The sequence below is a fragment of the Pseudomonas sp. FDAARGOS_380 genome (genome assembly GCF_002591235.1).
GTDB classification, from domain to species: domain Bacteria; phylum Pseudomonadota; class Gammaproteobacteria; order Pseudomonadales; family Pseudomonadaceae; genus Aquipseudomonas; species Aquipseudomonas salmasensis.
This window is the reverse complement of the sequence record NZ_CP023969.1, coordinates 169,009-184,812: the sequence shown is the minus strand read 5'-3', so window position 1 is coordinate 184,812 and position 15,804 is coordinate 169,009. Positions and strand designations below refer to the sequence as shown.

At 51.7% G+C, this 15,804-nt stretch carries 13 protein-coding genes and 1 pseudogene; 3 read left to right on the top strand and 11 right to left on the bottom strand.

What is annotated here, in order from left to right; translation table 11 throughout:
- Positions 1–13 precede the first annotated feature (13 nt).
- The 5 genes and pseudogenes from CRN80_RS31430 to CRN80_RS00850 all read right to left on the bottom strand — a co-directional run.
- Positions 14–733, bottom strand: a complete 720-nt coding sequence (locus tag CRN80_RS31430; protein WP_256588648.1) for a hypothetical protein — start codon at positions 731–733, stop codon at positions 14–16.
- A gap of 54 nt (positions 734–787) precedes the next feature.
- Positions 788–1,186, bottom strand: coding sequence for a DUF3800 domain-containing protein (locus CRN80_RS31425; protein ID WP_256588647.1), 399 nt, complete (start codon positions 1,184–1,186; stop codon positions 788–790).
- Between the two features lie 61 nt (positions 1,187–1,247).
- Positions 1,248–1,616, bottom strand: a complete 369-nt coding sequence (locus CRN80_RS00855; protein WP_038443869.1) for a hypothetical protein — start codon at positions 1,614–1,616, stop codon at positions 1,248–1,250.
- A 531-nt stretch (positions 1,617–2,147) separates the two neighbouring features.
- Positions 2,148–2,276: a hypothetical protein gene (locus CRN80_RS31420; protein WP_256588646.1), complete on the bottom strand. Its 129-nt coding sequence runs from the start codon at positions 2,274–2,276 to the stop codon at positions 2,148–2,150.
- 242 nt (positions 2,277–2,518) lie between these two features.
- A pseudogene (locus CRN80_RS00850) lies at positions 2,519–2,908 on the bottom strand (DUF4113 domain-containing protein); the annotation flags it as partial.
- 25 nt (positions 2,909–2,933) lie between these two features.
- Between CRN80_RS00850 and CRN80_RS00845 the strand changes: the two are divergent.
- A complete protein-coding gene (locus CRN80_RS00845; protein ID WP_098949351.1) occupies positions 2,934–3,587 on the top strand; it encodes a hypothetical protein in 654 nt (217 codons plus the stop codon).
- 104 nt (positions 3,588–3,691) lie between these two features.
- Here CRN80_RS00845 and CRN80_RS00840 read toward each other — a convergent pair whose 3' ends face one another.
- The 3 genes from CRN80_RS00840 to CRN80_RS31415 all read right to left on the bottom strand — a co-directional run bounded on the left by CRN80_RS00840 (position 3,692) and on the right by CRN80_RS31415 (position 5,536).
- On the bottom strand, positions 3,692–4,027 hold the full coding sequence (locus CRN80_RS00840; RefSeq protein WP_098949350.1) for a hypothetical protein: 336 nt from the start codon (positions 4,025–4,027) through the stop codon (positions 3,692–3,694).
- 168 nt (positions 4,028–4,195) lie between these two features.
- Positions 4,196–4,690, bottom strand: coding sequence for a hypothetical protein (locus CRN80_RS00835; RefSeq protein WP_098952558.1), 495 nt, complete (start codon positions 4,688–4,690; stop codon positions 4,196–4,198).
- Positions 4,691–5,131: 441 nt separating this feature from the next.
- A complete protein-coding gene (locus tag CRN80_RS31415; protein ID WP_256588644.1) occupies positions 5,132–5,536 on the bottom strand; it encodes a hypothetical protein in 405 nt (134 codons plus the stop codon).
- 252 nt (positions 5,537–5,788) lie between these two features.
- Here CRN80_RS31415 and CRN80_RS00820 point away from each other — a divergent pair, with 252 nt between their 5' ends.
- Positions 5,789–7,513, top strand: coding sequence for a GGDEF domain-containing protein (locus CRN80_RS00820; RefSeq protein WP_256588643.1), 1,725 nt, complete (start codon positions 5,789–5,791; stop codon positions 7,511–7,513).
- Positions 7,514–7,951: 438 nt separating this feature from the next.
- Here the strand turns inward: CRN80_RS00820 and CRN80_RS00815 are convergent, their stop codons facing one another.
- Positions 7,952–9,556, bottom strand: coding sequence for an EAL domain-containing protein (locus CRN80_RS00815; RefSeq protein WP_098949349.1), 1,605 nt, complete (start codon positions 9,554–9,556; stop codon positions 7,952–7,954).
- Positions 9,557–10,478: 922 nt separating this feature from the next.
- On the opposite strand from CRN80_RS00815, the gene CRN80_RS00810 reads away from it, so the two are divergent.
- A complete protein-coding gene (locus CRN80_RS00810; protein ID WP_098949348.1) occupies positions 10,479–11,549 on the top strand; it encodes a zinc-dependent alcohol dehydrogenase family protein in 1,071 nt (356 codons plus the stop codon).
- Between the two features lie 1,505 nt (positions 11,550–13,054).
- Here CRN80_RS00810 and CRN80_RS00800 read toward each other — a convergent pair.
- Both CRN80_RS00800 and CRN80_RS00795 read right to left on the bottom strand, forming a co-directional pair.
- Positions 13,055–14,338 carry an amino acid permease gene (locus CRN80_RS00800; RefSeq protein WP_098949346.1) on the bottom strand — a complete coding sequence of 428 codons (1,284 nt, stop codon included), beginning with the start codon at positions 14,336–14,338 and terminating at the stop codon, positions 13,055–13,057.
- Between the two features lie 127 nt (positions 14,339–14,465).
- A complete protein-coding gene (locus CRN80_RS00795) occupies positions 14,466–15,761 on the bottom strand; it encodes an FAD-binding oxidoreductase (RefSeq protein ID WP_098949345.1) in 1,296 nt (431 codons plus the stop codon).
- Positions 15,762–15,804 lie beyond the last annotated feature (43 nt).

Below are 15,804 nucleotides of genomic sequence, written 5' to 3'. Positions count from 1 at the left end.
ATGCAGGCATGTCTCACTCATCCGCCAATACCTCAAGCGTGGCGAGCAGCTTGGCTAGCTCAGTAAGGTTGGCCGCAGTGACGATGTCATATTCTCCTCGACTGCTCAGCCGATACACATCTCGCGCCTTTTTGACGCGTTCGAGAAGAGGGACGACGATGCCGGATGCCCGCTCTAGGAAGTCGTTGATGTCTGCACGCGTCTGGGGAATTTTGTAACCCTTCGCCGCACTTGTGATGATGACGTCCGCATCCCGAAGCTTGGCTATGCCACTGGATCGAATTCTCTGGCCGTTGACCTCTCCCAATCCGCTGTCTTTTAGATGGGCCATGATCTCCGTAGTCAGCACATAATCCTTGGTGACGAATTCGCTTTGAAATCTTAAGAACCGCAGGATACTCAATTGAAGGCGCTCATCCTCATCAGGGTGTTCGCCTGCCCGCTCGCTAAAACGATCAGCCTGGCGGAGAGCTTCTTGGTGTACTTGGTAGTCTGCATACCCAGATTCATCCGTCGGCGGTGGCAGAAGAGACTGGTACTTGGATGGCCACTCAAGCATTCCAAGAGTCAGGCTGCGAAGGATTTTCTTGTAGGCAAGAACTGCTTCTTCCGATGCTTTCTCTTCGTAGATCTGAGCGACCGAGCCAGCAAAAAAGTCTGCAACCTGAACCAAAACGTTGTCCTTGCTGGCCATTGTCTGGAAAGCATCCTTATCGCCAAATAGGTCGTCCACGAATCGTTCTGCAACGTAGCTTTTGAGGCTCTCCTGAAATTCCTGGCCACCATGCTAGTCTACGATCATCTGGAGGTCAGGGTATACGCGGAACAAACGTTCATAGAGCAACCCGTTTACGTATTTTATGAACGAGGTTTTGATACGGAGACCGCCGTCTTTGTGAATTCGCGACTTATCAACGACGGTGAAATAGAGCTTGAATCGCAGCTCAGCTAGCTCGTTGAGGATTCGGGCACGGCGATTTGAATCTTTGGGTTTCAGATTGCTGGATTTGATCTCGCCAGTTTGAAAATGACGCATGCGGAGTGCTTCAGCTTGGGCATAAGCAGCTTCCAGGTCTTTCTCTGCCACCAGAATGGAGCACACGATGAAGAAGCCCGAGCTTCCTCCCTTTGACGTATCAAGGTCGGAATTCCCGGACTCATCCACGAAGGCATATGTTCTGTCCATGAGCTTGCTCCATCAACGACGTGCTGAGCGCAGTGGGTCGCCCAGTGGCAACGTGGCGAATTTAGTTCGTCGCAGTGGTAGTGCCTGGAGCGGGGCCTTCGCTGAACGTGTAGTTGATGACCACATCATTTCGGATCAAGACGTCGAGAGTTTTCTGAGTGCCCGTGGTCGTCACCTTCATGGTGACCACGTAGCTCTGGGCATGGGCTGAGCCATTGGTGTAGGTGTAGATCCACTTTTCGTCGGTCTCGCTGACAGCACTCTTGGCGTAGGGCTCACCAAACAGGGACTTCAACTCAGTAGTCGTCGTTTTGCCTTTGGTGATGCTCGCTACACTGGCCGACGGAAAGTCTCGTCCTGCGGTGTAGTGGGACGTAGCGCAACCGCCAAGTGCGACACAGATTCCCATTACTGCGATGAGCTTTTTCATATCCTTCCTTGATCGTAGAAAGCTCCAAATCTAGCTGGCATCGAGGCTAAAAGCCATCGTCTCCTTGATCGCCTGTGCTCGCTCTCGCCGACAGGGCACCACACACATAAATAAATGCACTCGAGGCCGGGCAGACCATAAAAACTCCGAACCATTGAACTCTAAATCGTGGGAGCAAGGGTGCCTTCATCTAAGAACGATACTTTCGGTTAGCAACCGGCTGGTTTTCGTTTATGAGCATGTCTGCGACGGCTATATACGGCCAAAAGCGGTCACTTAGCTTCTTCGCGAAACAGGAGCAGTTCAACCGTATTGAAAAATACTGTACGCACTCAACCAGGAGGGTATCTCGATGAGCCAGTGTAATTCAACTCTCAGGCAGTGCCGCAATGATGCTATTCAATATGTCGTTGTAGCGATCATAGAAAGGGCACTGATCGTCAGATAAAGCGAAATTACAGACTATGCATTCACACCCAACAAGCTTCAATGACAAAAGCTACCATTAAAGTAGCTTCTACCAGCGACAAGCTATTTTTTTGTAGACTTGCTAGGCTTCAAGTCAGGATTGTTACTTGGCGTATCTTTATTGTCACGACGACGCTTATCAACTTCGCCGGTTGATTTGGCAATCGGTTTTGGGCCTGGTTTAAGCGCCATGAAATCTCTCCTTGATGTTAATTTTATTTTAGTTGCTGCGGCATCATCCTATTGGTACGGACGGATACTTTCAATAGGCAAGAGATACTTGATTTTAAGTATGTGAAAACTCGAATTAGCTTTGGCTCATCTACTGGAGTCTACCGACAGGTAACGTGTTGATCTTACGTTCATTGGCGACATCTTGCAGGTAGCACTGCACCTCCAGAATCATTCGAGCATCGCCAGACCGAACCTGTCTGCTACCTAGCCTTTACCGTCCACAACTGATCAACCTTCGTCGTATAGCTCTGACTCATCAACTCGCGGCGCATTGCCCAACCAGGGGCCGCAGGAACACTGGCTAAACGGACAACTCCCTTACCCCAACGGCTGTTGATCTCGTCCAGAACGCTCATGACCTTGTCCGCCATCGCAGGCTGCGAGTGCGCGAATAGGTCATCTGTGAATTCCCCTCGCGGTCGAAGATCCATCAGCAAAACCTCTGCTTTGCTGTACTTGAAGCCTGGTCGGAAGAGGCGATTGACCGCTTCGGTTGCAGCCTTGGTCATGAGTCGCACATCGTTTTTCGGGTAATGTAGGGGGCATGTGGTGGGATTATTCGCCCCAAAGACTTGGACGCCATTGGCGTAGCCTGGCATAAATTAAGGACAAAATATGTTCAGCAAATCTCAGATCATTACCATCCCAGTCCTGATCTCATCGGTACTTTTACTCACCGGCTGCCCGCCATCAGCGTCGTTCACCCAGTGGAAACGCGCTTCGACCACTGTTGAGGGTGTCAAAGCCGCAATGACAGAGTGTGGCGACCCGGTAGGTAGTTCGATAACCCACTTGCCAATAAACGAGCAAGTGCTGCAATTCCAGTGTATGCAGCGTCTTGGCTTTATTCGCAAGGACGGCTTTGAATACTGTGAAATAATGAAGAATATGCCAGCCTGCGTCGAAGAAAGGCAGGGGCGTCCTCTCAGTTTGTCGCAGCTCGAAGCGTTGCCGTTTGTAGAAGATGAAGCATTTCACCCAATCAAGCCTAATTCTGGTCGGGATGAACGTATGCAGGTCTCATGGCGTAAAGCGGGAGCATCACGTCATTTCGAATTCGAGGTAGCCAATGATAGTGAAGCCCTGCCGGTGATGTATGCGTGCGGCTATGCGAAACCACTTGGGTCGAATCTGGACGTCGCTAGCATAGGGCGCACTGCAGAAGTGCAGCGTTGCATGATTGATCACGGCTTTGAGCCCAAAAATAAAATTATGGTGGTTTGCCAGACTTACCCACAAGTGACGGGCTGTTCGTCGACAACGCCGTAGAGTTGATTCAGATAGAGAGCAGAGTGAAGAGGGGGCTTGTTCGTGAGAGATAAATATCTTCCTAAGTGAACGACGTGATAACTCATTAGCCCAGCTACCCTTTTCTACATCGATTTAACCGATACCACTTCCACGTACTTGTACTTCTTCCTCGCAGCCTTCACAGCCTCCTGCTCAGCAAGCAACGAGCTCAACGTATCAGCCTCGTGAATCAACTCGATCATTTTCCCTTCAAATTCGTTTCCAACACGTAACGTGACCCTCAGCCTAGGCGTAAATGATTTCGCCGCTTTCTTCTTGGCTGCTGGAGCAACCACCGGCTTTGTGAACACAACCTCTGGCACAGGTTCCAGAACTGGAGGAGCAGAAATCTGCACCTCAGGCTGAACCGTACCAAACAAGGCACGACGCATTTCTTCTTCGGTTAAATCAGAGTTCATAGAACATCTCAAAGTGGGCGGTAATCAGCTCGACGAATTCTACTAGGATGGCGGCTCCAGCGTGTCCTCTGGGAGCAAGTATGGTCACTGTGAATTCGGGCTACGTGGTCAACATTTCAACGTGGTAGTGGGCTAGATAGCGTTAAAAATGATGCAACGTAAGCTAGGCTATTGAGGGCTTAAGGGTTCATCGCAATGGTTGTCTGGCTTCGTCTTCGACAACTGAGTGAACTGCTCCAATGCGTTTTGGAAATCCTCCAATGCAAAGCTTACCGGCTTGCTCTCGGCGATCCATTTTGTCGAGATTCCAACTTCCAGTTTGTCCGAAATACTTCGACCGAAGCGCCGCCAGTGTACGGTGTCAGCCTCGATTACCTGCTCAGTGACCAAGACGATACAGTCGAAATTCATGTCATCGCTACAGACCAGCAACGGCACGATTGTGGAGCTTCCATCCTCCGCCGGGATGATGCGACGGTTCGCAAGAGCGTCTTCGTATTCGTCGATAAGCCAGATCAGAGAAAGACCAAGCCTTGCGACGTCTGACCATTCGAGATGAGTGGACAGCCATTGCTCAATGCCAATGCCGTCAATCATTAACCATGCGCAAGCGCTCCTGGCGAATCCAGGTCGGTAGTAAGCGGCGCTGATAACTTGGTGCATGGCGAAGTCCTTTAGTGCAGTGCTGCTGTGAGGATACTCCAGTGGTATCACGCCTAGGCGCCAGTAGATCACTACTCTCGGACGCTTGAAGGGAAGCTTATATTGCACCTGGACGGACGGGCAGCTTTCAACCTTGGCGCGACGATGAGGTCGGATTGTGAGTATCTTTCCCCGTCGGGCTTCCCTCACAAGCTGCTCCTTGGATTTTAATCAGGTACGATCCCGACGACTCATCAACAATCGAGATCGTGTCATGCAAGATGGCTGCTGGCACTTCCATCTCTTCGGTGCCAATTTCGCCACTGAAGTCGAGGCGCACAAATACGTGTTTGAACAGTGGGGGATAGAGCCCCTGAAACCGGGAGCGAAGCCGAGTACGTTTCGTGGGGAGACCGCAATCCTACCTGGCGAATAGCGGAAGATCTTGGGTTCAACATGGATTCAGATTTCGTTGAGCTCGCCAGTACACCAGAAGACGTCGCCAGTGCTGGCAGTACCGAGGACGTAGATAGTGGAATTCAACAGAGTCTTGAAAAAGTCTGGACGAAGGGCCGGTTCCTCCGCCGCCAGTCCGAGTGATTTTTCGAGGTTGTTTTCTTGCAGGGTATCCATGATGCCCATCGGCAGTTCCATCAAAACAGACAAAAAGTGAGCGGCAAAGAGCGCGCAGTTTTTCATGCCTTTGTGAAAACAGGAAGAACAGGAGGCTAATAAATTCAAAGCATACGCAGAGACACTCTGGACGGTATTGCAAGGAGAGCACCTCCACATCAGTGCTGTATGAAGCCAAATGCGGTTCGCCTCTAAGGGCTGCTTCTGGCGGATTCTGTTGAAAAAGTCGGCCATGGTTTCCGCAGTAGAAAAGTACGCGCTTGAGATTTAAATCTTTACATTGAGCAGAGGATTCCGAGCTCAGATTTCGCTTAGCGGCGCGCAAAAAAGAGTTTTCTGCGATTGGCGTTTGCTTCCCTGCAACAGACAGCTACCGGCCGACTCTGTTGAAAAAGTCGGTTCTTCCAGACTGCCCGCATACCAACCATGCCGTAAGCGAGGATAACGGGCGATTTGGTTATCGTGGTGCAAGATTGCTGGCCGCGCATGAGTGATGTCACAATGATGCACCTCGCCTGCATGCTCAACAATAACCGCGATTCACGGACTATCACCATGCCCAGCCTCTGTTGCTGTTCTAACACGCCAGGCGCGCCGGAGAGACTTCTCCTTGTTCGACTGCGTCGACTGCTTTGTTTTGTGCTGGTCTGGGGTCAGGCTGCGTGGGCGGTTCCTGGCGCTCAACAGAATGGCGCCGAACAGGTGATTGATGTACAGCTACGTTGGAAACATCAGTTCCAGTTCGCGGGCTACTATGCAGCCATCGCAAAGGGCTATTACCGCGAAGAAGGACTGGACGTGCGCTTGCACGAAGGTGGCCCCAGTGTCACACCAGTCGAAGAAGTGCTCTCTGGGCGTGCCCAATATGGCGAAGCCAATAGTGAATTGCTCTACGCACGCCTGCATGGAAAGCCCTTGGTAGCGCTGGCGGTGATTTTTCAGCATTCGCCTTCCGTGCTCGTGGCTCGCACAGACCAAGGTATTCGCACTGTGCACGATCTGATCAGCAAGCCGCTGATGTTGATGGATGCACAGACCGATGCTGATTTTCTGGCGATGTTCCGTAGCGAGGGTATACCCCTCGAAAAACTGCAACTTCTACCCAGCAGCTTTCAAATTGGGGATCTAGCCAGCGGTAAGGTGGCGGCGTTCAACTCGTACCTGACCAACGAGCCCTTCTACCTGCAAGAGCGGGGCGTTGATTACAACATCATCTCGCCCGCCAGTTATGGGATCGACTTCTACAGCGACATCCTGTTCACCAGCCAGGCCGAGATTGACGAAAATCCACAGCGGGTCGAGGCCTTCCGCCGCGCTACCTTGCGCGGCTGGCGTTACGCGATGGATAACCCCGAGCAAATCATAGACCTGCTGCTCAATCAGTATTCGGTGAAGAAAAGTCGCGCCCACTTGCAATTCGAAGCTGAGGCCATGCGTCCGCTGGTGGTATCTGACCTGATAGAGATCGGTCATATGAACCCAGGGCGTTGGCAACGAATGGCTGAAACCTTTCTCGAACTGGGTATGGTCGACAATATCGCCGGTCTGGAAAACTTCATTTACGATCCAAACCCGCCTCAACTGGTCGAGCGGCTGCGCAAGACCATTGTGCTGATCAGTATTGGCTGTGTGCTTGTCTTTATGTTTGCTCTGGTTCTTTTAAATGCCCAGCGCCATCTGCGCAACGAGATCAAGTTGCGCAAACTCGCCGAAGAGGAAGTACACAAACTGGCCTTCTATGACAGCCTGACTGGCTTACCCAATCGCAATAGTTTTATTCCCTTTGCAAGTCAGAAGTTGCTGGCCGCAAAGATCCGTGGAGAACATCTAGCCCTGTGCTATATCGACTTGAATCATTTCAAGCAGATCAATGATCGTTTTGGCCACCAGGCAGGCGATGCCATCCTGATCCACGTAGCCACGGCTATCAAATCCAGTATTCGCGAGTTTGAAATAGCCGCGCGCATGGGAGGTGACGAATTCGTAGTGCTGCTCGACGGCGCGCATCACAGTGGCGATATCCAGCGCATCACCCATGAAATCTGCAAGTCCGTCGACCTGCCCATTCCATGGAAAAACAGCCAGATCAAGGTCAGCGCCAGCCTAGGGGTGGCGTGGTATCCGGAAGATGGCGAAGGTCTGGACGATCTGATTTTCAAAGCCGACACCGCCATGTTCCAAAGCAAAGCCGGTATCGCTGTGCAGGCTTGAAGCTGCTTGCGTGGCGCCCCTCCGAAAAGACTTGGTAGTTAGAAACCAGTGCGCCACTGCGGTTTGCGTGTGTGTCGTCCTTCGCATGACGCTTCTAGTCAGCGCCGTGACTGACCCGGATTAAGCTGAATGATCTATGTAATTGAACGGGGATCACAGGTTGCGCAACGGCACCCAGTTATGCGGCAACAACTCGGCGATTTCACTTGCACGCTGCGTTAGCAGGTAACTGTTATCCCTACCGCTTACTCTGAGGTACGGAAAAACGGTTTGGAAAGGTGCTGCTCGAATGAAAATAGATGAGTTAAATGCTGGAAAAGTATGTTCATCTGACCGAGCTGGTTTTTTTGAGCCTCGGGCCACGAGCGCATCCAAAATCGATGTCCACTACAGACCGTCCCTGGAGCAAAAATGCAACAAGTGGCTGCGTAGCTTACCTTAAAGATGAAAATGGTCATCCTTAGGCTGAGTATCACCTTGAGCCAGCCCCCGGCGGTTGCACAGGAAGTTCCTAAAATCGTTGATAGGCATGGGCTTGGCAAAAAACCAGCCTTGGGCAAAGTGAACCCCAGCATCCACCAAGACGTCACGTTGCTCCTTAGTCTCGACCCCCTCAGCAATCATCTGTAATCCCTGAGAGCGGCCAATCTCTATGATGTTGAACAGCAGCGGCTTGCTAACGCGATTGCTGCCTATCTCGCTCACAAACGCTTTATCAATCTTCAAAAAGTCGAGATCGTAAGTAGACAGATACGACAGGCTCGAATTACCCATCCCAAAATCGTCGATTGCAATTTTAAAGCCATTCGCACGGATCGACTCCAACACTTTTTTAGCCTTGTCGGGCACGATCAAACCACGCTCGGTGACCTCGATCATGATGTTTTTAGGACGGGCGGCTGTCACGCGGATGAGCTCGAGAAGTTGTTGTTCGATCTCCTTGGAATGTATGTCTTCGGCTGAAACGTTGATGGCTATATGAGCGCTTGGGCAGTCTTTGAAGAGCTGCGTCGCGTCCTCGCGCACAATTTCAATGACTCGTTCGGTAATTTTCTTCATTAGTCCCTTGGATTCTGCGGCTGGGATGAAAATATCCGGACTAATGATACCTCTTTCGGGCTGATTCCAGCGAAGGAGAGCCTCAGCCCCAACACATCCGCCTGTCCCCAAGTTCATGACTGGTTGATAAAGCAGAAAAAATTCTCCCTTCTTGAGGCCGTCTAGGATCTGAGATCTGAATGACAGTCTTTGACGTGCAAATGCGCAGAGCAGAATGGCACCACCTACACCTGCCAAGATGCCTGCTACTAAATAAGTCGGTATGGCTGCAAGAACCATCTGATTGACACGCGCCTTGGGCATTGCCGCTAAGACCGAAGAGTCGCCATCACTGCTGAGTTTGATAGTGACCAAATAGTCAGTATCAAAAAATGACGTCGGTTGCCCAATGTAGTTGATCAGCCACTCGGACTTGAACGTACCTCTTGAGCGCACCACGTTTTGGTTGACGTTGCGAAAGTGGGTGATAGAAACATCAGGTTTGTCATCCTCGACATCGAGAACAAGACTTGGGGTGATGATCGCGGCATATCCATCTCGCTCGTTGATAACAAAGGTTGTGTCAGGGGCATTAGGTAAAATCAATCGATTCCAGCGTCGGCCTCCGGTACCGGTTGTGTGGCTGGCAGGCCCCAGATGTATGGGGGCGGTGGATAGATACAGCGCAGAACACAGCACGTCGTCGCCCTTGATGTACGCGAGGTCTTTCAGATAACTAGCATTGAGCAAAAGGCGTCGCATCAGGGCAACGTGGTCAGGCGAACAGGGCGCCAAGCCTGCTGTACGTTGGGCAGTTACTACCTCATCGACTTGCGATTGGGTGGTTACAGAGCGACGAATGACCTCATCCGCAACATCGCTCAAATCATCGCGCGCTCTTTCAGTGCCACTGCGGACAGCGAAATAGGCAGAAAACGCGATAACTGAAATGGCATAGATTATCGCGCCTAGCGCCGCCCAGTTTCGCAGATACTTTCTACGCATTTAGGTGCTATCCGATGTGCTGTCAATGACTGCAATTCTATACCAACAGAATTGTTATTTTGAGTCATAAATCTCTAGAGAAATCAATGGGTCGTGCCACACCTGTGTGCGCAGGCACGACTAAAAAGGGCGTTATGGTTCAGTCGGTCGAGAGATGTGACTAAAGCCTCACGAACACCTCAAGCATCTAAAGTCAAGCCCTCCAAGGGGGCGACCCAAAGGATGCTTGAGTTTGGGCACCAGTAAGGAGTCGATTTTGTGGAATGCCCGCAGCAGGTCATAAATAACGCACTGACTCGGCTAAGCGCCATAGGGCGAAGACTTTCACGTCTGGCTCTGTCAGCTAGCCGAAGGGTGAAGCGCCTTTCGGCTAGCTCGACTTGCTGGATCGCTGGGCAGAGGCAAGCGAGTTGCTGCGATCATGAACCTGATCCAGTCAGAATGAATCAATGGACATGACCAGTGTGCTTATCTCAAAAAACGTGCTTGCGCGGCTGCTGACGCAGCGAGCAACTGAGATTGAGTAACTGCTGCCGCATCAATGAATGCTTGTCTGATCTATGCGAGGTTGTTCGCTGGCCGCTCCCGATTTTCTACTTTCAGTCAAACGCTGAACATTGAGCAAGATTTGTAGGGCAGACGCCTACGGTGAAACGGCGTGTGTCCGTGCAGATTTCGTGCAGGAAAAACGCACGGCCTGTCCGATTATTTGATAAGAAGCCCTGGCGCGAAATCAAAAAAAGCCTGTTAAAACAACTTGAGAGACTACTTGCGCTTTTTTATGTGTTTTAGTTATATCGAGGGATAGAGGCCGTCGCTCTCGCCACATAATCGGCTTAGCGGTTTTAAGCGGGAGTAGTTTGACAATCGTTTTGATTTGACCCTATAAAACACGCTCACATTCTTTATTTGGGTTTTTTCCATGAAAGCGATGGTTTATTACGGTGAAGGCGACATTCGTTTGGAAGAGCGCGAAAAGCCAAAATTGCTTGCACCCACTGATGCGATAATCCGCATGACGAAAACCACCATTTGCGGTACGGATCTTGGCATATGGAAAGGTAAAAATCCCGAGATTGAGCAAGCGGCAAAAGATAAAACAGGAAGCTTTAATGGTCGCATTTTGGGTCACGAAGGCATCGGCGTCGTTGAAGAAATAGGCGATGCCGTAGGTAAATTCAAAAAAGGCGACAAGGTCATTATCTCCTGCGTGAGCCGGTGCGGCATTTGTGAGAACTGCCAAAAGCAACTATACGCCCACTGTCGCAATGGCGGCGGGTGGATCATGGGCTACATGATCGACGGCACTCAGGCAGAATTTGTGCGCACTCCCTTTGCAGACAATTCGCTGTACCTCCTGCCAGAAGCCCTCAACGAAGATGTTGCCGTTTTACTTTCTGACGCCCTACCAACCGCACATGAAATCGGTGTGCAATACGGCAATGTTCAGCCGGGCGATACCATCGCCGTCATTGGCGCTGGGCCCGTTGGCATGGGTTGTGTACTCACCGCTCAGCTGTATTCCCCTTCTAGCATCATTGTCATCGACATGGATGACAACCGTTTGGCCATGGCTCGCGAACTTGGCGCAACTCACACTATTAACTCCGCCCAGGAAGATGCTATCGCCCGCGTGCTAGAGATTACCGAAGGTCGCGGAGTGGATTGCGCGATTGAGGCTGTTGGCCTAGAAGCCACTTGGAATATTTGCCAACACGTCGTCAAAGAAGGTGGACACATTGCGAATGTGGGTGTGCATGGCAAGCCCGTGCAATTTGCGTTGGAGAAGCTCTGGATCAAGAATCTCACCATCACAACCGGCCTCGTAAACGCCAACACCACCAGCATGCTCCTCAAAACTTGCTGCTCCGGCAAACTACCGATGGAAAAGCTCGCCACTCATAGCTTTGGATTTTCCGAGCTGCCCAAGGCCTATGATGTGTTTAAACATGCCGCAGATGAAAAGGCCATGAAAGTCATGATTGACTTCTAAGAGTTCATCCGCAGCAAATAGGTTAACGGTGGATCCAAGCCGCATTGTGTGCGGTGTGGATCTAACCGTGGCGAAACTTATCGAGCCGCCGGTTCCTGCGCGTGGCAAGAAGATTTACGCGCGCCGGACGGGTACCGTTTGCCCACTTGAACCAATGCGACTCGTGTCCGAGACCCTCTTCTACGTGCTGCTCACCGGCCACTACGATTCGTCATCAACTGAGCCCGCGTGATCGAAGAACGGCCCCCCCCCCAGGACAGCCGCTGGATGCAGCTGTGGGGGTCTAAATGCTCAAAGAGACCCACTGTCAATTCGACGCGCAAGATCATTATGGTCTCGCGCGCGATGTCCAAAAGCTCAGTCAGCTGACTTTACTAAAGTCAGCCTGCACCCACTGGTTAGTGTCAATTGCCCTCGTTCAGCTCGCTTCGGGTGCCGGCTTTCCTAATTGCATTCGGGCGTTACTGCGAGCCTAGTGAAGGATCTACTCTGTGCAGCCTGCCAACCTTGAATAGTTTGGGCTTAGTCGCGCCTAACATCTCGAGTAGTCTAGGTGTATGGAACCACTCGCCAATCACGACATAGCAGTGCTCACAGTCGCTCAGGGCCATTTCACAATCAGGTCTGATGCCGCTCTGTAGAGATTCACCATGGACAGCCGACGCCCTCCATTGAAAATCCACGCTGAGTAAGTAGTTCAATGACGTCCATGCCCCCAAGTCGCCTAAGAAAACGTCCTGCAAATTATGATCTCAAGTGGATCATCAAAGCTTTGGGGCAAGGCTTCGATGAAGTGGCCACATCTGACCTATTATGAGTTTCCATTTGGTCGCGCGCTGGCATCGTTCTAATGCTCTCACAGGATCCAAGCAGGTATTCAGACAGTACATGCAAGCGTTTTAGGTGCCTGGCAGGAAGCCGGAGAATTACCAGTGATATCATCATCAACGTCACCAAGGCGGATTGTTGATGTGCTCGCGCTTCACGTTGCTGGCGTGCTGATCATTGGTGACGACGGATTGGTAGCGCTCAATTTGAAGCGAAGCGGAGCAGTTAAGGCTGACATGTAGGGCAGAGACAGGTCTGCGCCCGGGCATCATGCCTTGCGTGATTAAGCCGGCTGCCATTTACGCGGCAGCAACTGATCGATTTCATTCGCCTTTGTGCCGTCAGGCGCTAAAGAACAACCATAAGATGCGCGTGCGGATAATCACCATTCAGGCGCGCTGACTCAGCACATCCCTAAGATCAAATAGCTAGGCGCAGTGCGGCTTTGCCGCACCGAACAGGCAACCTTTTGGGCCAGCGCATCTCCTGTACCCGCATGTATGTCTGTGGGGTCGGATCGTATACCGATGGAGTACATGCGGATCATTGGGCAAGGCCTCTGATAACTCGATCGTAACCATCCGGATCAGAGGCTGGCCATTTCACGGTACTTGATTTATCGCCATGGGCTAGCGAGATGAGCACTATCTTTTCCGTTGCGCGCTTGGGTGCGGCTTTTACGGGTAGCGGAGCGAAGCACTATGATTCTTTCGGGCTTCAAGGTGGTACACGATGATCGCGGCAAATAGTGTAATGATGGCGAAAATCGTCATCAGGTCGGTACTGAAACAAGCATAGAAAATAGTAGCGGACAACCCCAGAGTGGCATAGCCGCATGCAACGCCACCTTTGGCAGTGTACCCACGATGCTTCGCGCCTTCTTTATGGTGCAGGCGTAGATAGGCCAGCGTGGTGACCGCATAGGCGCCAGTGAAAAGCACGACCATGGCGAGCAGTATGCTTTCAGCCGGGGCGAAGGAGATACCAAAACCCATTACCATGACCAGCCAGAGCGCCCTTGCCGGGATCCCTCTCTCCGTACTCTGCGCGAACATAGCAGGGAAAAACTGGTTGCGGGATAGGTCGAAGAGCTGACGAGATGCCGAATAAGACAAAGAGAAGAAGCTTGCAATCAGCCCAAATATTGCACCTAAACCGATCACCGTATGCAGCCCGGAAAAACCTCCGACATCTAAAGCGGCAAGCAATGGATCTCCTGCGCTTTTGAGTACCTCCACACCAGCAAGACTTGGAGCACCAAGCAATACGCCGGCGGCGGTGATGACTAGCACAACGATTGCTAACATCAACCCCCTAGGGATATCCCTAACAGGGTTGCGGGCCTCTTCCGAGGCAGTGACAGCCTGCTCGACTCCTACGAACATCCACAGCGCGTAAGGTAGTGCCTGAACCACGCCACTAAATGAAAGCACTGAGCCATCATCAGCTAGTTTTCGTAAGTCCAGGTGCGTCAGGCTGACTCCTGAGAAAATCAGCAATGTCATAACCGCGATCAAACCGGCGATTAGGATCACCCACATGGACTCTTTTGTTCCATACAAGTGCAGACACAGCACACCCGAAAACAGCAAAACCTTTATGAGCGTGCCGTCGAGTCCAAGCAGAGATTGTCCATATGCGCTGATAAACTCGCTGACAATGCCCGTACCCGCTATCAATGCGATGGCCATTGAAACATTTATTAGTCCGCCGGGAAGCCTTCCGAAAGCCAGCGTGGAAAATTTGGCAAGTCCCCCTGCACTGGGCCAGGTGCTGCCCATTTCTGATACAAGCTGCAGAAAACCGATGTAGAAGGCAAACATCACCACCGTGCCGACCAACATATTTTTCCAGCCATAGCTAAGTCCCAGATTCCACCCTGAAAATTGCCCAGCGATCACGATTGAAACCCCCAGCATAGCGATCATCGGCCAGCCAAGTTTATGTTGAGATCCCGACATGAAGCCTCCAAATGCGCGCCCACGTAGCGGAACGCTACGTGGGGCTAAAAATGAATTAAAGTGCTGGCAGGCAATAAGTAGCTTTGTGGGCAGTACGAGTTATTTTATGTGCACAGTGTTGGAGTTTTTATGCGAAGCGGCTGTATCGATATGGTGTTGGATCGACTATGGGCGACGTATTGGTTATCAAGTCTGCAGCAAGATAACCTGCAGCCGGCGATGTGCCGAAGCCGTGACCGGAAAAACCAGTGGCAAGGGTCAGGCCAGGTATCGCTGAAATCGGACTAATCACCGGATTGCTATCTGGAGTTACGTCGATCACCCCAGCCCAGCTTTGTTCTATTTGAGCTTGCGCAAATGCGGGCCAGGCCCCGATCAGGTTGCGCATGGCCTCCTGGTTTAAAGACTCGTTTACCTTAGGACTCATCGTCCGCACTTTTTCAAATGGCGAAACAGCACTGGGTGACCATCGGCGGGCCAAGCGCAGATCATCTAAGAAGTAGCGATTTAGCCCCACGCGCAAGTAGCCTCTTGAAGACCTGAGTTGCGGCAAAAAACGTCGACCGGTAAGAAGATGATCAAGCGTCAGAGGGGCGTCCAATGCGCCTCTCTGCATGATGATGTAACCACCATCGATATGCTTACGAAATGAAAAGTCCGGCGCACCTACTGCGATTTCAGTTGGGCCCTGCATGGCCTTGGTTTTCAGGACAGAAGCCACAAGCGGCAGCGTTGGCAGGTCTAAGCCTAGATTGCCCATAAACCGCCGTGACCATAAGCCGGCTGCGAGCAACACATGCTCGCATCGAATCTCTCCGCGTTCGGTGATAACACCGCTGACTCGGCCAGCCGACTTCACTATTGACCGCACGGCGCAACGTTCAATGATGATGGCCCCCCTCGCCATTGCGCCTCTCGCAATAGCGCTGCCCGCTAGTGTTGGCTCAGCTCGCGCATCAGATGGTGTATATACCGCTCCTGCCCAAGATCCGATTCCACCTGGGACTAACTTAGCCAGTTGCTCGCCACTTAAGATTCGAGTGTCCAAATCGAACGCCTTAACCGACTCTAGCCATCGCTCATGGGTCGACAATTGCTCAGCAGTACGCGCAGCGAACATGATGCCTTTGCGCCGAAAGCCCACATCATGGCCAGTACGCTGTGGCATCTCCTCCCACAATCGCTCAGCGGCGAGCGCCAATGGCATATCTTCAGCCAGACGGCTGGTCTTGCGCACCCAGCCTAGGTTCCGGGAAGACTGCTCTCCCAATAACGTGCCCTTTTCAAGAACTACAACAGGGATGTTCCGTTCGGCGAGACTCAGTGCCGCGCTAAGCCCGACAATTCCTCCACCAATCACTACAACCATCGTGGAGTGCGGAAGCTCTGAGTGTGTTTCAACTGGTGAAATCAAGGGCGACATATCGCTCCCCTTTATTCCAAATAATATTATCGAAGAGAGGGAG

What these genes read in the sequence shown, in the direction of transcription:
- CRN80_RS31415 (WP_256588644.1), bottom strand. Translation starts at nt 5,536, where the DNA reads ATGGCCGACTTTTTCAACAGAATCCGCCAGAAGCAGCCCTTAGAGGCG.
- CRN80_RS00810 (WP_098949348.1), top strand. Translation starts at nt 10,479, where the DNA reads ATGAAAGCGATGGTTTATTACGGTGAAGGCGACATTCGTTTGGAAGAG.
- CRN80_RS31420 (WP_256588646.1), bottom strand. Translation starts at nt 2,276, where the DNA reads ATGGCGCTTAAACCAGGCCCAAAACCGATTGCCAAATCAACCGGCGAA.
- CRN80_RS00840 (WP_098949350.1), bottom strand. Translation starts at nt 4,027, where the DNA reads ATGAACTCTGATTTAACCGAAGAAGAAATGCGTCGTGCCTTGTTTGGT.
- CRN80_RS00800 (WP_098949346.1), bottom strand. Translation starts at nt 14,338, where the DNA reads ATGTCGGGATCTCAACATAAACTTGGCTGGCCGATGATCGCTATGCTG.
- CRN80_RS00835 (WP_098952558.1), bottom strand. Translation starts at nt 4,690, where the DNA reads ATGCACCAAGTTATCAGCGCCGCTTACTACCGACCTGGATTCGCCAGG.
- CRN80_RS31425 (WP_256588647.1), bottom strand. Translation starts at nt 1,186, where the DNA reads ATGGACAGAACATATGCCTTCGTGGATGAGTCCGGGAATTCCGACCTT.
- CRN80_RS00845 (WP_098949351.1), top strand. Translation starts at nt 2,934, where the DNA reads ATGTTCAGCAAATCTCAGATCATTACCATCCCAGTCCTGATCTCATCG.
- CRN80_RS00855 (WP_038443869.1), bottom strand. Translation starts at nt 1,616, where the DNA reads ATGAAAAAGCTCATCGCAGTAATGGGAATCTGTGTCGCACTTGGCGGT.
- CRN80_RS00795 (WP_098949345.1), bottom strand. Translation starts at nt 15,761, where the DNA reads ATGTCGCCCTTGATTTCACCAGTTGAAACACACTCAGAGCTTCCGCAC.
- CRN80_RS00820 (WP_256588643.1), top strand. Translation starts at nt 5,789, where the DNA reads ATGAGTGATGTCACAATGATGCACCTCGCCTGCATGCTCAACAATAAC.
- CRN80_RS00815 (WP_098949349.1), bottom strand. Translation starts at nt 9,556, where the DNA reads ATGCGTAGAAAGTATCTGCGAAACTGGGCGGCGCTAGGCGCGATAATC.